Origin of the sequence: Streptomyces sp. NPDC088747 (assembly GCF_044751025.1) — a bacterium.
Taxonomy (GTDB): domain Bacteria; phylum Actinomycetota; class Actinomycetes; order Streptomycetales; family Streptomycetaceae; genus Streptomyces.
On the sequence record NZ_JBIVKZ010000006.1, the window covers coordinates 17,285 to 34,793 of the forward strand.

12 protein-coding genes are annotated in these 17,509 nt (G+C 69.8%); 6 read left to right on the plus strand and 6 right to left on the minus strand.

Annotated elements, in window-relative coordinates; translation table 11 throughout:
* Window positions 1-159 precede the first annotated feature (159 nt).
* A complete protein-coding gene (gene secA / locus ACIP79_RS15820; protein ID WP_401223475.1) occupies window positions 160-2,970 on the plus strand; it encodes a preprotein translocase subunit SecA in 2,811 nt (936 codons plus the stop codon).
* Between the two features lie 154 nt (window positions 2,971-3,124).
* Here the strand turns inward: secA and ACIP79_RS15825 are convergent, their stop codons facing one another.
* On the minus strand, window positions 3,125-3,922 hold the full coding sequence (locus ACIP79_RS15825) for an Rv3235 family protein (RefSeq protein ID WP_401223477.1): 798 nt from the start codon (window positions 3,920-3,922) through the stop codon (window positions 3,125-3,127).
* 322 nt (window positions 3,923-4,244) lie between these two features.
* Here ACIP79_RS15825 and ACIP79_RS15830 point away from each other — a divergent pair, with 322 nt between their 5' ends.
* From ACIP79_RS15830 to ACIP79_RS15840, 3 genes are all read left to right on the plus strand, one after another.
* The gene (locus tag ACIP79_RS15830) at window positions 4,245-4,760 is read left to right on the plus strand and encodes a DUF6912 family protein (protein WP_401223478.1); all 516 of its coding nucleotides are present in this window, start codon (window positions 4,245-4,247) and stop codon (window positions 4,758-4,760) included.
* 113 nt (window positions 4,761-4,873) lie between these two features.
* On the plus strand, window positions 4,874-5,539 hold the full coding sequence (locus ACIP79_RS15835) for an HAD family hydrolase (protein ID WP_401223480.1): 666 nt from the start codon (window positions 4,874-4,876) through the stop codon (window positions 5,537-5,539).
* A 611-nt stretch (window positions 5,540-6,150) separates the two neighbouring features.
* A complete protein-coding gene (locus ACIP79_RS15840) occupies window positions 6,151-11,088 on the plus strand; it encodes an NAD-glutamate dehydrogenase (protein WP_401223482.1) in 4,938 nt (1,645 codons plus the stop codon).
* Between the two features lie 90 nt (window positions 11,089-11,178).
* Here the strand turns inward: ACIP79_RS15840 and ACIP79_RS15845 are convergent, their stop codons facing one another.
* Together ACIP79_RS15845 and ACIP79_RS15850 are read right to left on the minus strand one after the other, a co-directional pair.
* Window positions 11,179-11,988 carry an ABC transporter ATP-binding protein gene (locus tag ACIP79_RS15845; RefSeq protein WP_401224254.1) on the minus strand — a complete coding sequence of 270 codons (810 nt, stop codon included), beginning with the start codon at window positions 11,986-11,988 and terminating at the stop codon, window positions 11,179-11,181.
* A 49-nt stretch (window positions 11,989-12,037) separates the two neighbouring features.
* A complete protein-coding gene (locus ACIP79_RS15850) occupies window positions 12,038-12,979 on the minus strand; it encodes an ABC transporter permease (RefSeq protein WP_401223484.1) in 942 nt (313 codons plus the stop codon).
* 171 nt (window positions 12,980-13,150) lie between these two features.
* Between ACIP79_RS15850 and ACIP79_RS15855 the strand changes: the two genes are divergently transcribed.
* Window positions 13,151-13,855, plus strand: a complete 705-nt coding sequence (locus ACIP79_RS15855; protein ID WP_401223485.1) for a TetR/AcrR family transcriptional regulator — start codon at window positions 13,151-13,153, stop codon at window positions 13,853-13,855.
* On the opposite strand, the gene ACIP79_RS15860 is transcribed toward ACIP79_RS15855, so the two are convergent.
* Entirely contained in the window at window positions 13,842-14,606 is a 765-nt protein-coding gene (locus tag ACIP79_RS15860) for a class I SAM-dependent methyltransferase (protein ID WP_401223487.1), read from the minus strand. The genes ACIP79_RS15855 and ACIP79_RS15860 overlap by 14 nt on opposite strands.
* A 27-nt stretch (window positions 14,607-14,633) precedes the next feature.
* Window positions 14,634-15,275 (minus strand): TetR/AcrR family transcriptional regulator, encoded by a 642-nt coding sequence (locus ACIP79_RS15865; protein WP_401223489.1) that lies wholly within the window; start codon window positions 15,273-15,275, stop codon window positions 14,634-14,636.
* Between the two features lie 153 nt (window positions 15,276-15,428).
* Between ACIP79_RS15865 and ACIP79_RS15870 the strand changes: the two genes are divergently transcribed.
* Window positions 15,429-16,355 carry an oxidoreductase gene (locus tag ACIP79_RS15870; RefSeq protein ID WP_401223491.1) on the plus strand — a complete coding sequence of 309 codons (927 nt, stop codon included), beginning with the start codon at window positions 15,429-15,431 and terminating at the stop codon, window positions 16,353-16,355.
* A 64-nt stretch (window positions 16,356-16,419) separates the two neighbouring features.
* Here ACIP79_RS15870 and galE read toward each other — a convergent pair whose 3' ends face one another.
* Window positions 16,420-17,400 carry a UDP-glucose 4-epimerase GalE gene (gene galE / locus ACIP79_RS15875; RefSeq protein ID WP_401223493.1) on the minus strand — a complete coding sequence of 327 codons (981 nt, stop codon included), beginning with the start codon at window positions 17,398-17,400 and terminating at the stop codon, window positions 16,420-16,422.
* Window positions 17,401-17,509: the final 109 nt, after the last annotated feature.

Sequence of the window (17,509 nt, forward strand, 5' to 3'; positions counted from 1 at the left end):
GGCACCTTCCGCAACCCCTGCCCGTTGTCCTGGTGGCTGTCACGTGCAGACCTCCCGGCGCGGTGGGGTCCTCGCTTACGATGGCCGTTGCTCAAGCTGCTAATTATCTGTCATTGAAACCGACCGTCCCAGGCCCGACCGGCAAGGAGACAAACCCCCGTGTCCGTCCTCTCGAAGATCATGCGTGCAGGCGAAGGCAAGATCCTGCGCAAGCTGCACCGCATCGCGGACCAGGTCACCTCCATCGAAGAGGACTTCGTCGACCTCTCCGACGCCGAGCTGAGGGCCCTCACCGATGAGTACAAGCAGCGGTACGCCGACGGCGAAAGCCTCGACGACCTGCTGCCCGAGGCCTTCGCGACCGTCCGCGAGGCTGCCAAGCGCGTCCTTGGCCAGCGTCACTACGACGTGCAGATGATGGGTGGCGCGGCCCTCCACCTGGGCTACGTCGCCGAGATGAAGACCGGTGAGGGCAAGACCCTGGTCGGCACGCTGCCCGCGTATCTGAACGCCCTCACCGGAGACGGCGTTCACTTCATCACGGTCAACGACTATCTGGCCGAGCGCGACTCCGAAATGATGGGCCGCGTCCACAAGTTCCTGGGTCTGAGCGTCGGCTGCATCCTCGCCAACATGACGCCGGCCCAGCGTCGCGAGCAGTACGCGTGCGACATCACGTACGGCACGAACAACGAGTTCGGCTTCGACTACCTGCGCGACAACATGGCGTGGTCGCAGGACGAACTGGTGCAGCGGGGCCACAACTTCGCGATCGTCGACGAGGTCGACTCCATCCTCGTCGACGAAGCCCGTACGCCGTTGATCATCTCCGGTCCTGCCGACCAGGCCACCAAGTGGTACGGCGACTTCGCCAAGCTGGTCACGCGGCTGAAGAGGGGCGAGGCGGGCAACACCCTCAAGGGCATCGAGGAGACCGGGGACTACGAGGTCGACGAGAAGAAGCGCACCGTCGCCATCCACGAGTCCGGCGTCGCCAAGGTCGAGGACTGGCTGGGCATCGACAACCTCTACGAGTCGGTGAACACCCCGCTGGTGGGTTACCTGAACAACGCCATCAAGGCCAAGGAACTCTTCAAGAAGGACAAGGACTACGTCGTCATCGACGGCGAAGTCATGATCGTCGACGAGCACACCGGCCGTATCCTCGCCGGCCGCCGCTACAACGAGGGCATGCACCAGGCGATCGAGGCGAAGGAAGGTGTGGACATCAAGGACGAGAACCAGACGCTCGCCACGATCACCCTCCAGAACTTCTTCCGCCTCTACGACAAGCTCTCCGGCATGACCGGTACGGCGATGACCGAGGCCGCCGAGTTCCACCAGATCTACAAGCTCGGCGTCGTCCCGATCCCGACCAACAGGCCCATGGTCCGCAAGGACCAGTCGGACCTGATCTACCGCACCGAGGTCGCCAAGTTCGACGCGGTGGTCGATGACATCGCCGAGAAGCACGAGAAGGGCCAGCCGATCCTCGTCGGTACGACGTCGGTCGAGAAGTCCGAGTACCTCTCGCAGCAGCTCTCCAAGCGCGGCATCCAGCACGAGGTGCTCAACGCCAAGCAGCACGACCGTGAGGCGCCGATCATCGCCCAGGCCGGCCGCAAGGGCGCCGTGACCGTGGCCACGAACATGGCCGGCCGTGGTACGGACATCAAGCTCGGCGGCAACCCCGACGACCTCGCCGAGGCGGAGCTGCGCCAGCGCGGCCTCGACCCCGAGGAGCACCTTGAGGAGTGGGCCGCGGCACTGCCCGCCGCCCTGGAGAGGGCCGCGAAGGCGGTGGAGACCGAGTTCGAGGAGGTCAAGGACCTCGGCGGGCTCTACGTCCTGGGCACCGAGCGGCACGAGTCCCGGCGTATCGACAACCAGCTGCGCGGTCGTAGCGGCCGTCAGGGCGACCCGGGCGAGTCCCGCTTCTACCTGTCGCTGGGTGACGACCTGATGCGCCTCTTCAAGGCCCAGATGGTCGAGCGGGTCATGTCGATGGCCAACGTCCCCGACGACGTACCGATCGAGAACAAGATGGTCACGCGCGCGATCGCGTCCGCCCAGTCGCAGGTCGAGCAGCAGAACTTCGAGACCCGCAAGAACGTCCTGAAGTACGACGAGGTCCTCAACCGACAGCGCGAGGTCATCTACGGCGAGCGCCGCCGTGTCCTGGAGGGCGAGGACCTCCAGGAGCAGATCCAGCACTTCACGGACGACACGATCGACGCGTACATCGAGGCCGAGACCGCCGAGGGCTTCGCCGAGGAATGGGACGTGGACCGGCTGTGGGGCGCCTTCAAGCAGCTCTACCCGGTGAAGGTCACCGTCGAGGAGCTTGAGGAGGCCGCCGGTGACCGTGCCGGTCTGACCGCCGACTTCATCTCCGAGTCCATCAAGGACGACGTCCACGAGCAGTACGCGGCCCGTGAGGAGCAGCTCGGCTCCGAGATCATGCGTGAGCTGGAGCGCCGGGTCGTGCTGTCGGTCCTGGACCGCAAGTGGCGCGAGCACCTCTACGAGATGGACTACCTCCAGGAGGGCATCGGTCTGCGCGCCATGGCGCAGAAGGACCCCCTGGTCGAGTACCAGCGCGAGGGCTTCGACATGTTCACCGCCATGATGGACGGCATCAAGGAGGAGTCCGTCGGCTACCTGTTCAACCTGGAGGTCCAGGTCGAGCAGCAGGTCGAGGAGGTCCCGGTCGAGGACAGCGCGCCTTCCCTGGACAAGAAGACGGACGCCGTCCCGGTGGCCGCGCGTCCCGAGATCCGCGCCAAGGGGCTCGACGCCCCGCAGCGCCCGGACCGGCTGCACTTCTCCGCGCCCACCGTGGACGGCGAAGGCGGCGTGGTCGAGGGCGACTTCGCCAACGACGACGAGCCGGTGCGCTCGGAGTCGGACGGCCTCACGCGCGCGGAGCGCCGCAAGCAGCAGAAGGGCACGCGACGCCGCAAGAAGTGACCGGGCGGTGAGTCGGCCGGTGGGTCGGTGACGTCGACCCGCCGGCGAGCCGGTGGTCCAGCGTTCGGCTGAGGGCCGGGCACCTTCGGGTGCCCGGCCCTTTCCCTGTGCGGAGGTCGACACCGTTGCTGTTGCCGACGCCGGTTCGGTGGTCTCAGTCGTCGTCGGTGTGGGGCATGCGCGGGCCGCCCAGTTCGACCGCCGTGCAGCGCCAGCGGAGGTCGGCCGCCTGCTCCAGCCGGAAGGCCATGGCGCGGAGCTGGTCGCCCGCGCCGATGCGGGCGAAGGCCTCGATCGCGCCGGTGCGCGGCACGTAGTAGCCGATGTCGCGGACGACCGGCCGGGTGCCGCGGGTGCGCAGGGGGCCGCGTTCGGCCAGCCAGGCGAGTTCGTCGTAGGCGCGGCCCGCGGTGTGGCGCAGCATGCAGTGGACGGGGCGCTGGCCGCTCAGGACGGCGAGGAGGAGGTCGGCGAAGAGATCGGTGGGGCGGGGCTGGGGAGCGGGCCTGTGGGGCGCGGGGGCGGGCGGCTGGAGGGCTTGACCCGGGGTCGCTCGACCGGGGGTCCGGCCGCCGCGCGGGGCCTCGGCGGGAGCGGTATCGGTAGCGGTAGAGGGCAGGGCTCCGGACGGTGTCGTACGGGGGCGGGTACGGGACGGTGCCGCCGGGGGCCGAGTCGTGGGGGGCGTGACCGGCGTGACGGTCCCGGGTGTCGTGACCGGTGTGGTGGACCCCGGGATCGTGACCGGTGTGGTGGACTCCGCCACCGCGAGCGGTGTGGTGGGGGAGGTGTTTCCGGTGGGGGACTTGGGGGACGGGCTGCCTTCCGGGGGTGTGCGAGGTGTGCCTCCGCCCGGTGCGCGAGGTGTGGTGCTGCCGGGGCGGCGGGGGTCCTGGCGGCCCGGCGGGCGGGTGCCCGGGCGGCGTGTCGTCCTGGTCATCACCTTGTTCATCCGTGGTCCCCGCTCGATGGGCCCGGTTTGATACCGGGCAGTAACTTTTGCGTTGGGGATCTTGTACGAGGCGGGGGCGGGCCTCCGCAAGGACGTGGGGCGCGCGTCGGGGCGGCCGGAATGTTCACCTATCAGGGTGGCCGGGAGGGACGGGAGCCTTGGCGGCGCCGGGGTGCACCGGGTGAATCGCGGGCCGGGGGTGGACGCTCCCGAGGACATGGCCGGGGACTCGAAAGGGGACGCCCGCACGTATCCTGAAGACCCTCCCGGGAGGCGCGGGACCACCCTTCCCGGACCTCTCCGACTACGAAAGCGGCCAGCCATGCGCGTCTACGTCCCCCTGACCCTCTCCGGTCTCGCCGAGGCGTACAAGGCGGGGGAGCTGGGGGCGGGACCGTTCGTCGCGTACGCCGTCACCCCCGCGTTGCGGGAGTGGTACCTCTCCGACGACATCGAGGAGCTCGAGTACGCGGCGCTGAACCGTGCCGCGCTCGCCTCGCTGCGGCTGCTCGCGGTCGATCCCGGAGCCGTCCGGCGCCGCGTGGTCCTCGCGGTGGACGTGGCCGACCGTGACGCGGTCGCCGATCCCGACCGGGGCCTTGAGCCCGGAGCGCTCGGCGAGGTACGGGTGTCCGCGGCCGTACCGATGGCCAAGGCCGCCGCCGTGCATGTCGACCTGACGGACGCTGAGACGGACATCTCCGCCGCGGTGGACGCGCTGGGGGCGGCCGATCACGGGGACGACGACGCCCAGTTCGTCGTGGACGGGGCCGAGGACCACGAGTTGCTGTGGTTCGCCACGCAGGAGATTCCCCAGCTGGTGGGCCTGGGGGACTGACCCGGCAGGACTGGGGGACCGGGACCTCCCCGTTCGTCGCGGAGTCGCCCGGGACGGTGGCCGCGGAGGAATTTTGTGGAGCGTTGTCAGTGGCGGCGGGTACTTTTTCTGTCATGGGGAAGCGCGAAGCAGCACATATCGTGTGGGACTGGAACGGGACGCTGTTCCACGACAACGCAGCCATCATCGGGGCGACGAACGCGGCGTTCGCCGAGCTGGGCCTCGAACCGATCACGCTGGAGCGGTACCGAGCGTTGTACTGCGTCCCGGTGCCGAAGTTCTACGAGCGGCTGATGGGCCGGCTGCCGACCGATGCCGAGTGGCAGGTCATGGACGAGACCTTCCATCGTTACTACGCGGCTCAGCGGGCGGCGTGCGAGCTCACCGTGGGTGTGCCGGGCCTGCTCGCCGAGTGGGGGTCGGCGGGGCACAGCCAGTCGATCCTCAGCATGTACGTGCACGACGAACTGGTCCCGTTGGTGCGGGGGTTCGGGATCGAGCCGCACTTCGTACGGGTGGACGGGCGGACCGGGCCCTCCGGCGGCAGCAAGGCCGAGCACATGGTGCGGCACCTGAGCGCGCTCACCGCTGTGGACCCGGCCCGGGTGGTGGTGATCGGCGACGCCTCCGACGACGCGATAGCCGCGCGGCACGTGGGCGCGCAGGCGGTCCTCTACACCGGCGGTTCGCACGGCCGTGCCAGCCTGGAGAAGGTCGGCGTGCCCGTGGTGGACAGCCTGGAGGAAGCGGTCGTAGAGGCCCAGCGGTTGGCGGCCTGACCGAGGCGGGGTCCGGCCTGACCGAGGCGGGGTCCGGGGCGACCGCGGCCCGTCGGTGTCGCAGGGGCCGCCGAGGCCGGTGAGTCCCCAACGGGCCTGATTCGCGGGGGAGCCGACCACCCTGCACGTCGGCGTCCCTTTCGTCCCTGTGCAGAGTGTCAAAGTTCCACCCCTGCTTTTGTACACATACGGCTCATGACGGCCCCGGGGTGGGGAGCGATAGCCTGGTGGCGTGATCAGCGCGATATCTCGCGGGGGCATCGACGCCCCTGCCCCGCGCCCGGAGCGCACGGACGACATCCGTGACCGGGCGGCGGTCGTTGATCTTCGCGGGCGGGTCGGGGAGTCGAGGGCGGCACGGACCCCCGGAGCGACATCCGGGGTGCCGAAAGCACCTGGCACAGGGCCTGGAGCATCCGGGGCGCCGACGCTGCCGAGAGCAGTGTCACAGTCGCCGCGGGTGCCAAGAATGGCCGATAACCCCCCGCTCATCTCTCCATGCGGCATAGCGTCGGACCAGACCGGACACCCCGCGTCACGGCGTTGCGTCGGAGAAGAGACCGTACTTCCTTCTACGTCACGCAATGGCGCGCGACAGGAGCCAGAGGACAATGCAGACCAAGCTGGACGAAGCCAAGGCCGAGCTGCTCGAACGGGCCGCCCGGGTAGCTGAGAACAGCCCGGTCGGGGGGCACCTACCGACTGGGACGACGGGCGAGGACACTCCTGACCGGGACACCGTGTTCGCGTTCCTCCAGCGCTACTACCTGCACACCGCAGCGGAGGACCTGACCGACCGTGATCCGGTCGACGTCTTCGGAGCCGCCTTCTCGCACTACCGACTGGCCGAGAACCGTCCCCAGGGCACGGCCAACGTGCGGGTCCACACACCGACCGTCGAGGAGAACGGCTGGACCTGCAGCCACTCCGTCGTCGAGGTCGTGACCGACGACATGCCCTTCCTCGTCGACTCGGTCACCAACGAGCTGTCCCGCCAGGCGCGCGGCATCCACCTCGTCATCCACCCCCAGGTCGTCGTACGGCGCGACGTCACCGGCAAGCTCGTCGAGGTCCTGCCGACCCGGCCCACCGGCGATCTCCCGCACGACGCGGCCGTCGAGTCCTGGATCCATGTCGAGGTCGACCGCGAGACCGACCGCGCGGATCTCAAGCAGATCACCGCCGACCTGCTGCGCGTGCTCTCCGACGTCCGCGAGACCGTCGAGGACTGGGAGAAGATGCGCGACGCCGCGCTGCGCATCGCGGAGGAGCTGCCCAAGGAGCCGACCGCCGACGACCTGCGCGACCAGGAGGTCGAGGAGGCCCGGGAGCTGCTGCGCTGGCTCGCCGAGGACCACTTCACCTTCCTGGGATACCGGGAGTACGAACTGCGGGACGACGACGCCCTCGCCGCCGTGGCCGGCACCGGCCTCGGCATCCTGCGCTCCGACCCGCGGCACGTCGGCGAGGACAGCCACCCGGTCAGCCCGTCCTTCGAGCGGCTCCCCGCGGACGCCCGCGCCAAGGCCCGCGAGCACAGGATGCTGGTGCTGACCAAGGCCAACAGCCGATCCACCGTGCACCGTCCGTCGTACCTCGACTACGTCGGTGTGAAGAAGTTCGACGCCGACGGCAACGTGATCGGCGAGCGGCGCTTCCTCGGGCTCTTCTCCTCCGCCGCGTACACCGAGTCGGTGCGGCGGGTTCCCGTGGTGCGCCGCAAGGTCGAGGAGGTCCTGCGCGGTGCCGGGTTCTCGCCCAACAGCCACGACGGGCGCGACCTGCTCCAGATCCTGGAGACCTACCCCCGCGACGAGCTGTTCCAGACCCCGGCGGACGAACTGCGGTCCATCGTCACCTCCGTCCTCTACCTCCAGGAGCGGCGCCGGCTGCGGCTGTACCTGCGCCAGGACGAGTACGGGCGTTACTACTCCGCGCTCGTCTACCTCCCGCGCGACCGCTACACCACCGGCGTGCGCCTGCGGATCATCGACATCCTCAAGGAAGAACTGAACGGCACCAGCGTCGACTTCACGGCCTGGAACACCGAGTCGATCCTGTCCCGGCTGCACTTCGTGGTCCGGGTCGAGCAGGGCACCGAACTGCCGCAGCTCTCCGACACCGACAAGGAGCGCATCGAGGCGCGGCTCGTCGAGGCCGCCCGCTCGTGGGCCGACGGTTTCGGGGAGGCGTTGACCGCCGAGCTGGGCGAGGAGCGCGCGGCCGAACTGGTGCGCAGGTACGGGGGCGCGTTCCCCGAGGGATACAAGGCCGACCACAACCCGCGCGCGGCCGTCGCCGACCTGGTCCACCTGGATGAGCTGGCCAAGGACGACACCAAGGACTTCGCCCTCAGCCTGTACGAGCCGGTCGGCGCGGGCCCCGGCGAGCGCCGCTTCAAGATCTACCGCACGGGTGAGCAGGTCTCACTCTCCGCGGTGCTCCCCGCGATCAACCGCATGGGTGTCGAGGTCATCGACGAGCGCCCGTACGAGCTGCGCTGCTCGGACCGTACGACCGCCTGGATCTACGACTTCGGCCTGCGCCTGCCCAAGTCGCTCAACGGCAACGGGGACACGCTCGGCGACGACGGCCGCGAGCGGTTCCAGCAGGCCTTCGCCGCCACCTGGACCGGCGCCGCCGAGAACGACGGCTTCAACGCGCTGGTGCTGAGCGCCGGGCTCAGCTGGCGGCAGGCGATGGTGCTGCGCGCGTACGCCAAGTACCTGCGCCAGGCGGGCTCGACCTTCAGCCAGGACTACATGGAGGACACCCTCCGCAACAACGTCCACACCACCCGGCTGCTCGTCTCCCTCTTCGAGGCGCGGATGTCGCCGGACCGCCAGCGCGCCGGTGTCGAGCTGACCGACGCGCTGATGGAGGAGCTGGAGGCCGCGCTCGACCAGGTGGCCAGCCTGGACGAGGACCGGATCCTGCGGTCCTTCCTCACCGTCATCAAGGCGACCCTGCGGACCAACTTCTTCCAGGAGGCGCTGGGCGCGAAGCCCCATGAGTACGTCTCCATGAAGTTCGACCCGCAGGCCATCCCGGACCTGCCGGCGCCGCGTCCGGCGTACGAGATCTGGGTGTACTCACCGCGCGTCGAGGGTGTTCACCTGCGGTTCGGCAAGGTGGCACGTGGTGGTCTGCGCTGGTCCGACCGGAAGGAAGACTTCCGGACAGAGATCCTCGGGCTGGTCAAGGCGCAGATGGTGAAGAACACCGTCATCGTGCCCGTCGGCGCCAAGGGCGGATTCGTCGCCAAGCAGCTGCCCGACCCGTCCGTGGACCGCGACGCGTGGCTCGCCGAGGGCATCAGGAGCTACAAGACCTTCATCTCCGCACTGCTCGACATCACCGACAACATGGTGGCCGGTGAGGTCGTCCCGCCCGTGGACGTCGTACGGCACGACGAGGACGACACCTATCTCGTCGTCGCCGCCGACAAGGGCACCGCGACCTTCTCGGACATCGCCAACGGGGTCGCCGAGAGCTACAACTTCTGGCTCGGCGACGCCTTCGCCTCCGGCGGTTCCGCCGGGTACGACCACAAGAAGATGGGCATCACCGCGCGCGGTGCCTGGGAGTCCGTCAAGCGGCACTTCCGTGAGCTGGGCGTGAACACCCAGACGCAGGACTTCACGGTGGTCGGCGTCGGTGACATGTCCGGTGACGTGTTCGGCAACGGCATGCTGCTCAGCGAGCACATCCGGCTGGTCGCGGCCTTCGACCACCGGCACATCTTCATCGACCCGAAGCCGGACTCCGCGACGTCGTACGCCGAGCGGCGCCGTCTCTTCGAGCTGCCGCGCTCCTCGTGGGCCGACTACGACAGCGGGCTGATCTCCGCCGGCGGCGGCGTCTTCCCGCGGACCGCCAAGGCCATCCCGATCAACGCGCACATCCGCGAGGCCCTCGGCATCGAGGCAGGCGTCGCCAAGATGACCCCGGCCGACCTGATGAAGGCGATCCTGAAGGCGCCGGTCGACCTGCTGTGGAACGGCGGCATCGGTACGTACGTGAAGGCGTCCGTCGAGACGCACGCGGACGTCGGCGACAAGGCCAACGACGCCATCCGCGTCGACGGCGCCGACCTGCGGGTCAAGGTCGTGGGCGAGGGCGGCAACCTGGGGCTCACCCAGCTCGGCCGCATCGAGTTCGCGCAGCACGGCGGCAGGATCAACACCGACGCGATCGACAACAGCGCGGGCGTGGACACCTCCGACCACGAGGTGAACATCAAGATCCTGCTCAACGCGGTGGTGACCAACGGCGACCAGACCGTCAAGCAGCGCAACAAGCTGCTCGCCGAGATGACCGACGAGGTCGGAGCCCTGGTCCTGCGCAACAACTACGCGCAGAACGTGGCGATCTCCAACGCGCTCGCCCAGTCGCCCGACATGCTCCACGCCCAGCAGCGCTTCATGCGCCACCTGGTCAGGGAGGGGCACCTCGACCGCGCCCTGGAGTTCCTGCCCACCGACCGGCAGATCCGCGAGCGGCTCAACTCCGGGCAGGGGCTGACCGGTCCGGAGACGGCCGTCCTCCTCGCGTACACGAAGATCACGGTCTCCGACGCGCTGCTCGCCACCTCACTGCCCGACGACCCTTACCTCCAGCGGCTGTTGCACGCGTACTTCCCGACCGCGTTGCGCGAGAAGTACCGCGAGCAGATCGACGCGCACGCGCTGCGCCGCGAGATCGTGACGACCGTGCTGGTCAACGACACGGTCAACACCGGTGGTACGAGCTTCCTGCACCGTCTGCGTGAGGAGACCGGCGCCTCGCTGGAGGAGATCGTCCGGGCGCAGACCGCCGCCCGTGCGATCTTCGAGTCGAGCCAGGTGTGGGACGCGGTGGAGGCGCTCGACAATGTCGTCGCCGCCGACGTCCAGACCCGGATCCGGCTGCACTCCCGCCGGCTCGTCGAGCGCGGCACGCGCTGGCTGCTGAACAACCGGCCGCAGCCACTCCAACTCGCCGAGACCATCGACTTCTTCAGCGACGGGGTCGAGCAAGTGTGGTCGCAGCTGCCCAAGTTGCTGCGCGGCGCGGACCTGGAGTGGTACCAGCAGATCTTCGACGAGCTGTCGGGCGCGGGCGTCCCGGACGAACTCGCCACGCGGGTCGCCGGGTTCTCCTCGGCCTTCCCGACCCTGGACATCGTCGCGGTGGCCGACCGCACCGGGAAGGACCCGATGGCGGTGGCCGAGGTCTACTACGACCTCGCCGACCGCCTCGGCATCACCCAGTTGATGGACCGCATCATCGAGCTTCCGCGCGCCGACCGCTGGCAGTCGATGGCCCGCGCCTCCATCCGCGAGGACCTGTACGCGGCCCACGCGGCCCTCACCGCCGACGTGTTGACGGTGGGCAACGGCACCTCCACTCCCGAGCAGCGCTTCAAGGCCTGGGAGGAGAAGAACGCGGCGATCCTCGGCCGGGCCCGCGCGACCCTGGAGGAGATCCGCGGCTCGGACTCGTTCGACCTGGCGAATCTGTCGGTGGCCATGCGGACCATGCGGACGCTGCTGCGGACGCATTCATAGCCGTACGGGGTCAGGATTTCCTGCGGTACGCCGAAGGGGGCGCCCCCAGCTGTCACAGCTGGGGGCGCCCCCTTTTCCGTCGGTGCGGGTCTACTTGCCCGTGAACTTCTCGTACTCCTTGAGGACTTCCCCGGTCGGGCCGTCCAGCCGCAGCTCGCCGCGCTCCAGCCAGAGCACCCGGTCGCAGGTGTCGCGGATCGACTTGTTGTTGTGGCTCACCAGGAAGACGGTGCCCGCGGTCTTGCGCAGCTCCCGGATGCGGGCCTCGGAGCGCTTCTGGAAGGAGCGGTCACCCGTCGCGAGGGCCTCGTCGATCAGCAGGACGTCGTGGTCCTTGGCGGCGGCGATGGAGAACCGGAGACGGGCCGACATGCCGGAGGAGTACGTCCGCATCGGCAGCGTGATGAAGTCGCCCTTCTCGTTGATGCCGGAGAAGTCGACGATCTCCTGGTAGCGCTCGCGCACCTGTTCCTTGGACATGCCCATCGCGAGGCCGCCGAGGTAGACGTTGCGCTCGCCGGTGAGGTCGCCCATCAGGGCCGCGTTGACGCCGAGCAGGGAGGGCTGGCCGTCGGTGTAGATCTTGCCGTTCTCCACCGGGAGGAGGCCCGCGCACGCCTTGAGCAGCGTGGACTTGCCCGAGCCGTTGGTGCCGATCAGGCCGATGGCCTCGCCGCGGTACGCCGTGAAGGAGACGTTCTTGACGGCGTGCACCTTGCGCACGCCGGAGGCCTTCTCGGTCTTGCCGCGGCGCAGCATGCGGTTGAGCGCGGCGGTGGCGGAACCGCGGCCGCCGCCGGTGCCGTTGACGCGGTAGATGATGTCGACGCCGTCGACGATGACGGTGGGGATGGGCTCGCCGGAGGAGTCCGTGTTGGCGACGGTCTCGGCGGTGCCCAGCGGCGTCTCGACGCCGGCCCCGCTCCTGGCGGTGCTCTTCGTGATGATGTCAGCCACGGCCGTACGTCTCCTCAGCCTTCCAGAAGTACAGGAACCCGCCGACGCCGGCGAGCAGCGCCCAGCCCGTCGCGACCGCCCACACGTGCGGCGGCAGCTGACCGGCGTGGAAGCTGTCGATCAGCGCGAACCGCATCAGGTCGATGTAGACGGCGGCGGGGTTGGACTGGAGCGCGACCAGGACCCAGTGGGGCAGGTCCTGGTGCTTGAGGACCTTCTCGATGCTCCACATGACGCCCGAGATGTACATCCAGGTCCGCAGCAGGAACGGCATGAGCTGCGAGATGTCGGGGAACTTCGCGCCCATCCGCGCCATGATCATCGCGACGCCCGCGTTGAAGACGAACTGGAGCGTGAGGGCGGGGACGATCAGCAGCCAGGACGCGCTGACCGGCACTCCGAAGGCGAGCAGGATCACGACCAGCGCGCACATGGAGAACAGCAGCTGCTGGAGCTGCTGGAGGCAGTACGACACCGGAAGCGCGGCCCGCGGGAAGTGCAGGGCCCGGACGAGCCCGATGGAGCCGGAGATGGCCTTGGTGCCCGACATGATCGAGCTCTGCGTGAAGGTCCACACGAAGACGCCGGTGACCAGGAACGGGATGTAGTCGGGGATGCCCCTGCTGGTGCCCATCAGGACGCCGAAGATGAAGTAGTAGACCGCCGCGTTGAGCAGCGGGGTCGCCACCTGCCAGACCTGGCCGAGCTTCGCCTGGCTGTACTGGGCGGTGAGCCGGGCGGTGGCGAAGGCGGTGATGAAGTGGCGCCGCGCCCACAGCTGGCGGATGTAGTCGGGCAGGGAGGGGCGGGCACCGCTGACGCTGAGCCCGTACCGGGCGGCGAGCGCCTCGGAGGTCTCGGCGGCGGGGTGGCCGGCTGTCTTGTCGGCAGGGGAGGCCGACACCGGGGGCGGTGTGTCGAGGACCTGGCTCACATCCGCTGCTTTCGCTCGGGGGGTGGGTTGCGAGGCGGTCCGGTCCGTCGTCCTTGACCTGCTTCTTACGTCGTCTTTGCCGTCTTCTTACGTCGGGACGGGACCGTATCGTCGCAACGTGAGAGTAGGCCTTTTCCACGTCGGAACGCAACCGTTTCGTCGTCACGCCCTATGCTGGAAAGCATGACGACGAACGCCGATGCCACCGCGACCGCGACCGGCACCGTGACCCGGGGCAAGGCCGGGACCGGGGCGGGAACCGGTGCAGGCTCGGGGAAGCCCGCGCGACGCCGGGCGCCCGCGGGCGCGGCCGTCCTGCGGGAGGATGTGACCGAGGCCATCCGCGTCGCCGTCTTCGAGGAGCTCGCGGCCGTCGGTTATGCCCGGATGTCCATCGAGGGCATCGCCCGCCGCGCGGGCGTGGGCAAGACGGCGGTGTACCGGCGGTGGCGCTCCAAGCTCCACCTCGTCCTCGACCTGGTCTCGGCGGTGGCGGTCCAGGGGCTGCCCGCGCCGGACACCGGCTCCCTGGAGGGCGACCTGCGGCTGCTGTACGAGGTCACCTCACGCGCCTTGCGGCACCCCGTGGCCGGCCAGATCATCCCCGACCTCCAGGCCGAGGCGGCCCGCAACCCCGAGATCGCCGACGCCATGCAGAAGGCGCTGCGCGAGGGTCAGCAGGGCGTCGCGAACGGGATCGTCGCGGCGGCGGCGGCCCGGGGCGAGGTCCGCGAGGGGATCAGCCTCGACCTCGCGCTCGACCTGATGTCCGGGCCGCTGTACTGGCGGGCGGTCGTGGTGCGCGGCCCCAAGCTGCCCAAGGGCTATCTGGCCGGTCTCGCCCGCGCCACGGCGGCGGCGCTCAGGGCGTTGTGAGGACGGGGGCGGCGTCCTGCCCCGTCCCGCCCGCCCCTTTTGGCGCCGCCGGTTTCACGGCGAGGAATCCGAACAGGTCCGGGATGCCGCCGGGGCCTGCCTCGACGGTGCGTACGATCCGCAGGCCCGCGTCCGAGGTGGCGTTGAGGAGGTCCGCGAGCGGGAGGTGCCAGGCGCCGACGCGGGCGCGGACTCCCTGGGGGTTCCACGCGTCGAAGGTGCGGGAGCGCTCGGCGTACCGCTCGTCGACGACGACCCTCGGCCCGTCGCTCCAGTCCGCGAACGCCCCGATGTAGCAGGGGTGTACGCCCAGGTGCGTGAAACGGCCGCCGGGGCGCAGCACGCGGGAGATCTCGCGGAGCACCGCCGGGTAGTCGGGCAGGTCCGTGTGCGCCAGCACGCAGACGGCGGCGGGCAGCGAGGCGTCCGTGAACGGCAGCGCGGTGGCGTCCGCCCGCGCGACGGGCAACCGCCCCACCGCGTGCCGCAGTTGACCGCCCGACAGATCCACCCCCACCGGCGCCCACCCCAGCCCGGCCGGCACGGACGCGTGCGCCCCCGTCCCGCAACAGACGTCCAGACACACCCCGTCCCCGGCCTCCATCAGCCCTCCGAGCGCCCCGTGCACCCGCCGCACATACCCCCCGGGCCCGGCATCCGACATGAACTCCTCGTACCAGTCGGCATGTTGGTCATAGACCGCCGCTGCCGATGCCGTCCCGTCGGCTGGACCTGTCGTCTTGGCTGTCATGGGGGTGATGCTAGGGGTGGGTGGCGGTCACAGGGAGGGCGTGCGGGAGTCCCCGTCCCGCTCCGGGGCGTCCGGGGCGCAGCCTCTGAGGGTGAAGGCGATGATGTTTTCCAGGTCTTCGTCGGGGGTCTGGGAGGGGTGGGTGCCGCTGACGGCGATGCTGGCGAAGCCGTGGAGGGTGGTGAAGAGGGGGACGGCGATGCTCTCGACGGGGCCGGGGCGGACCTCGCCGCGGCGCTGGCCCTCGGTGATCAGGCGCGTGGCGAGGGTGGACATGTCCTGGGCGGCGCGGACCAGGGCCTCGGAGGCCTCGGGGTCGTGCTTGATCGAGAACATCAGGTCCAGCAGTTCCGCGTTGCCACCGGCGAAGCCGACGTAGGCGCGGGCCAGGGCGCCCAGGCGGTCGGCGAAGGACTCGCCCGCCGACACCTGCGACGCCGTCAGCGTCTCGCCGAGGCGGGCGAAACCGACCTGGCCCAGCGCGTCGAGCAGCGACTGCTTGTCCTTGAAGTGCCGGCTCGGCGCGGCGTGGCTGACGCCCAGGTCACGGGCCAGTTCGCGCAGGGACAGGGCGGCCGGGCCCTTCTCCCTGAGCGTCTCCTCGGCGCGGGTCAGCAGCGCGGCGCGCAGGTCTCCGTGGTGGTAACGACGTGTCTGGCGAGTCTGCATGCCTGTCAGTGTAGTAGCCATGTGTCCGCTGGCTACATTGTTGACGCCGTCACCTTTGTTGTCGCTGTCACCTTTGTTGGCAGCGGCATCATTGTTGACAACGACAGCATTGTTGGCGTTGACAGCATTGTTGTCGACGCCTACATTCAGGTCATGGCTACCAAGCAGAAGTGGAACGCAAGCGACCTCGTCGACCAGAGCGGCCGCACGGCTGTGGTGACCGGCGCCAACAGCGGGCTCGGTATCGCCACCGTCGACGCCCTGGCCCACGCGGGCGCGCACGTCGTGCTCGCCGTGCGGGACCCGCAGCGCGGCGAGGCGGCAGCCCGTACCGTCCGGGGCGCCAGAGGCAGTGTCGAGGTGCGCCGCCTGGACCTCGCGGACCTCGCCTCCGTGCGCGAGTTCGCCGATTCCTGGCAGGGCCCCCTTGACCTGCTGATCAACAACGCGGGCGTCATGAACATCCCCGAGGCCAGCACCAAGGACGGCTTCGAGATGCAGTTCGGGACCAATCACCTGGGGCACTTCGCCCTGACGAACCTGCTGCTGCCGTACGTCACCGACCGCGTGGTCACCGTGTCGTCGGGCGCCCACCGGATCCCCGGCAGCACACACATCCGCTTCCACAACCTGAACCTGACCGGTGAGTACTCACCCACCGCCGCCTACAGCCAGTCCAAGCTCGCCAACCTGCTCTTCACCCTGGAGCTCCAGAGCAGGCTGGCCGCCGAGGGATCGTCGGTGCGGGCCCTCGCCGCGCACCCCGGCTGGGCCGCCACCAACCTCCAGGGCCACGACGCCAGCCTCGCGCGGCGGGCCCTCATGGCGGTGGGTAACCGCCTCATCGCCCAGGACAACAGGGCCGGCGCCCTGCCCACGCTGTACGCCGCCACCGAGGACCTGCCCGGCGCCAGTTACGTCGGACCGGACGGATTCGGCGAGATGCGCGGCGGCCCGGCGCTCGTCGGCCGGTCGGCCGCGGCCAGCGACGCGGAGTCCGCGGTCCGGCTGTGGGCGGCGTCCGAGCGGCTGACCGGCGTCACCTTCCCCCAGCTCTTCAGCCGGGTGGTGGGTGTCTAGCCAGGCCGCCTTGAGCCCGGTGGTGGGTGTCTGGCCAAGCCGTCTTGAGTCCGGTGGTGGGTGTCTAGTCCCGCGCCGCCTCCGGACGCAGCCGTACCCAACCCGCCCACGCCGAGCTGATCATGTCCTGGACGTCGTACTTCGCCTTCCAGCCCAGTTCCACGGAGGCGCGGTCGGCCGAGGCCACCACGCGGGCCGGGTCGCCGGGGCGGCGGGGGACGGTCACCGCGGGGCGGTCGTAGCCGGTGGCCGCGTTGATGAGGTCGATCATCTCGCGGACCGAAACGCCTTCCCCGCGGCCGATGTTGAGGGTCAGGTCCCGGCCCGGGGACGCCTGGAGGGCGCGGGCCGCGGCCACATGGGCCTCCGCCAGGTCCACGACGTGGATGTAGTCACGTACGCAAGTCCCGTCGGGAGTCGGGTAGTCGTCGCCGAAGATGCGCGGCGACGCGTTCTCGGTGAGCTTCTCGAAGACCATGGGGACCAGGTTGAAGACGCCGGTGTCGGCGAGTTCGGGCGTCGCCGCCCCCGCCACGTTGAAGTAGCGCAGGGAGGCGGTCGACAGGCCCGTGGCGCGGCCCGTCGCGCGGACCAGCCACTCGCCCGCCAGCTTCGTCTCGCCGTACGGGCTCATCGGCAGGCACGGCGTCTCCTCCGTCACCAGCTCCACATCGGGCATCCCGTACACCGCCGCCGAGGACGAGAAGACGAAGGACCGGACGGACGCCGCGGTCGCCGCCTCCAGCAGCACCCGCAGGCCCTCGACGTTCTCCCGGTAGTAGAGCAGCGGGAGGTCCACCGACTCGCCGACCTGCTTCTTCGCCGCCAGGTGTACGACGCCGGTGACGGAGTGCTCCTCAATCGTGCGGGCCAGGGTCCCGGCGTCCAGGGTCGAGCCGACCACCAGCGGAACGCCGGAGGGCACCCGCTCGGCGATTCCCGTGGACAGGTCGTCGTAGACCACGGTCTGTTCGCCCGCGTCGAGCATCGAGCGCACGACATGCGCCCCGATGTAGCCGGCGCCGCCGGTGATCAGCCAGGTCATGTGCGGCCGTCCCCTCGTGAGTGGGCCCGGTGGCCCCGGGGGTCCGTGAACCCGTGGCCCGGCCCGTGTCCGTCCTTCGGTCGCGTAACAGTGAATCAGGCGCCCGACG

Coding starts and splice junctions, on each gene's coding strand:
- ACIP79_RS15825 (WP_401223477.1), bottom strand. CDS start 3,922: ATGAACAAGGTGATGACCAGGACGACACGCCGCCCGGGCACCCGCCCG.
- ACIP79_RS15840 (WP_401223482.1), top strand. CDS start 6,151: ATGCAGACCAAGCTGGACGAAGCCAAGGCCGAGCTGCTCGAACGGGCC.
- ACIP79_RS15855 (WP_401223485.1), top strand. CDS start 13,151: ATGCTGGAAAGCATGACGACGAACGCCGATGCCACCGCGACCGCGACC.
- ACIP79_RS15865 (WP_401223489.1), bottom strand. CDS start 15,275: ATGCAGACTCGCCAGACACGTCGTTACCACCACGGAGACCTGCGCGCC.
- ACIP79_RS15860 (WP_401223487.1), bottom strand. CDS start 14,606: ATGACAGCCAAGACGACAGGTCCAGCCGACGGGACGGCATCGGCAGCG.
- ACIP79_RS15830 (WP_401223478.1), top strand. CDS start 4,245: ATGCGCGTCTACGTCCCCCTGACCCTCTCCGGTCTCGCCGAGGCGTAC.
- ACIP79_RS15835 (WP_401223480.1), top strand. CDS start 4,874: ATGGGGAAGCGCGAAGCAGCACATATCGTGTGGGACTGGAACGGGACG.
- ACIP79_RS15870 (WP_401223491.1), top strand. CDS start 15,429: ATGGCTACCAAGCAGAAGTGGAACGCAAGCGACCTCGTCGACCAGAGC.
- galE (WP_401223493.1), bottom strand. CDS start 17,400: ATGACCTGGCTGATCACCGGCGGCGCCGGCTACATCGGGGCGCATGTC.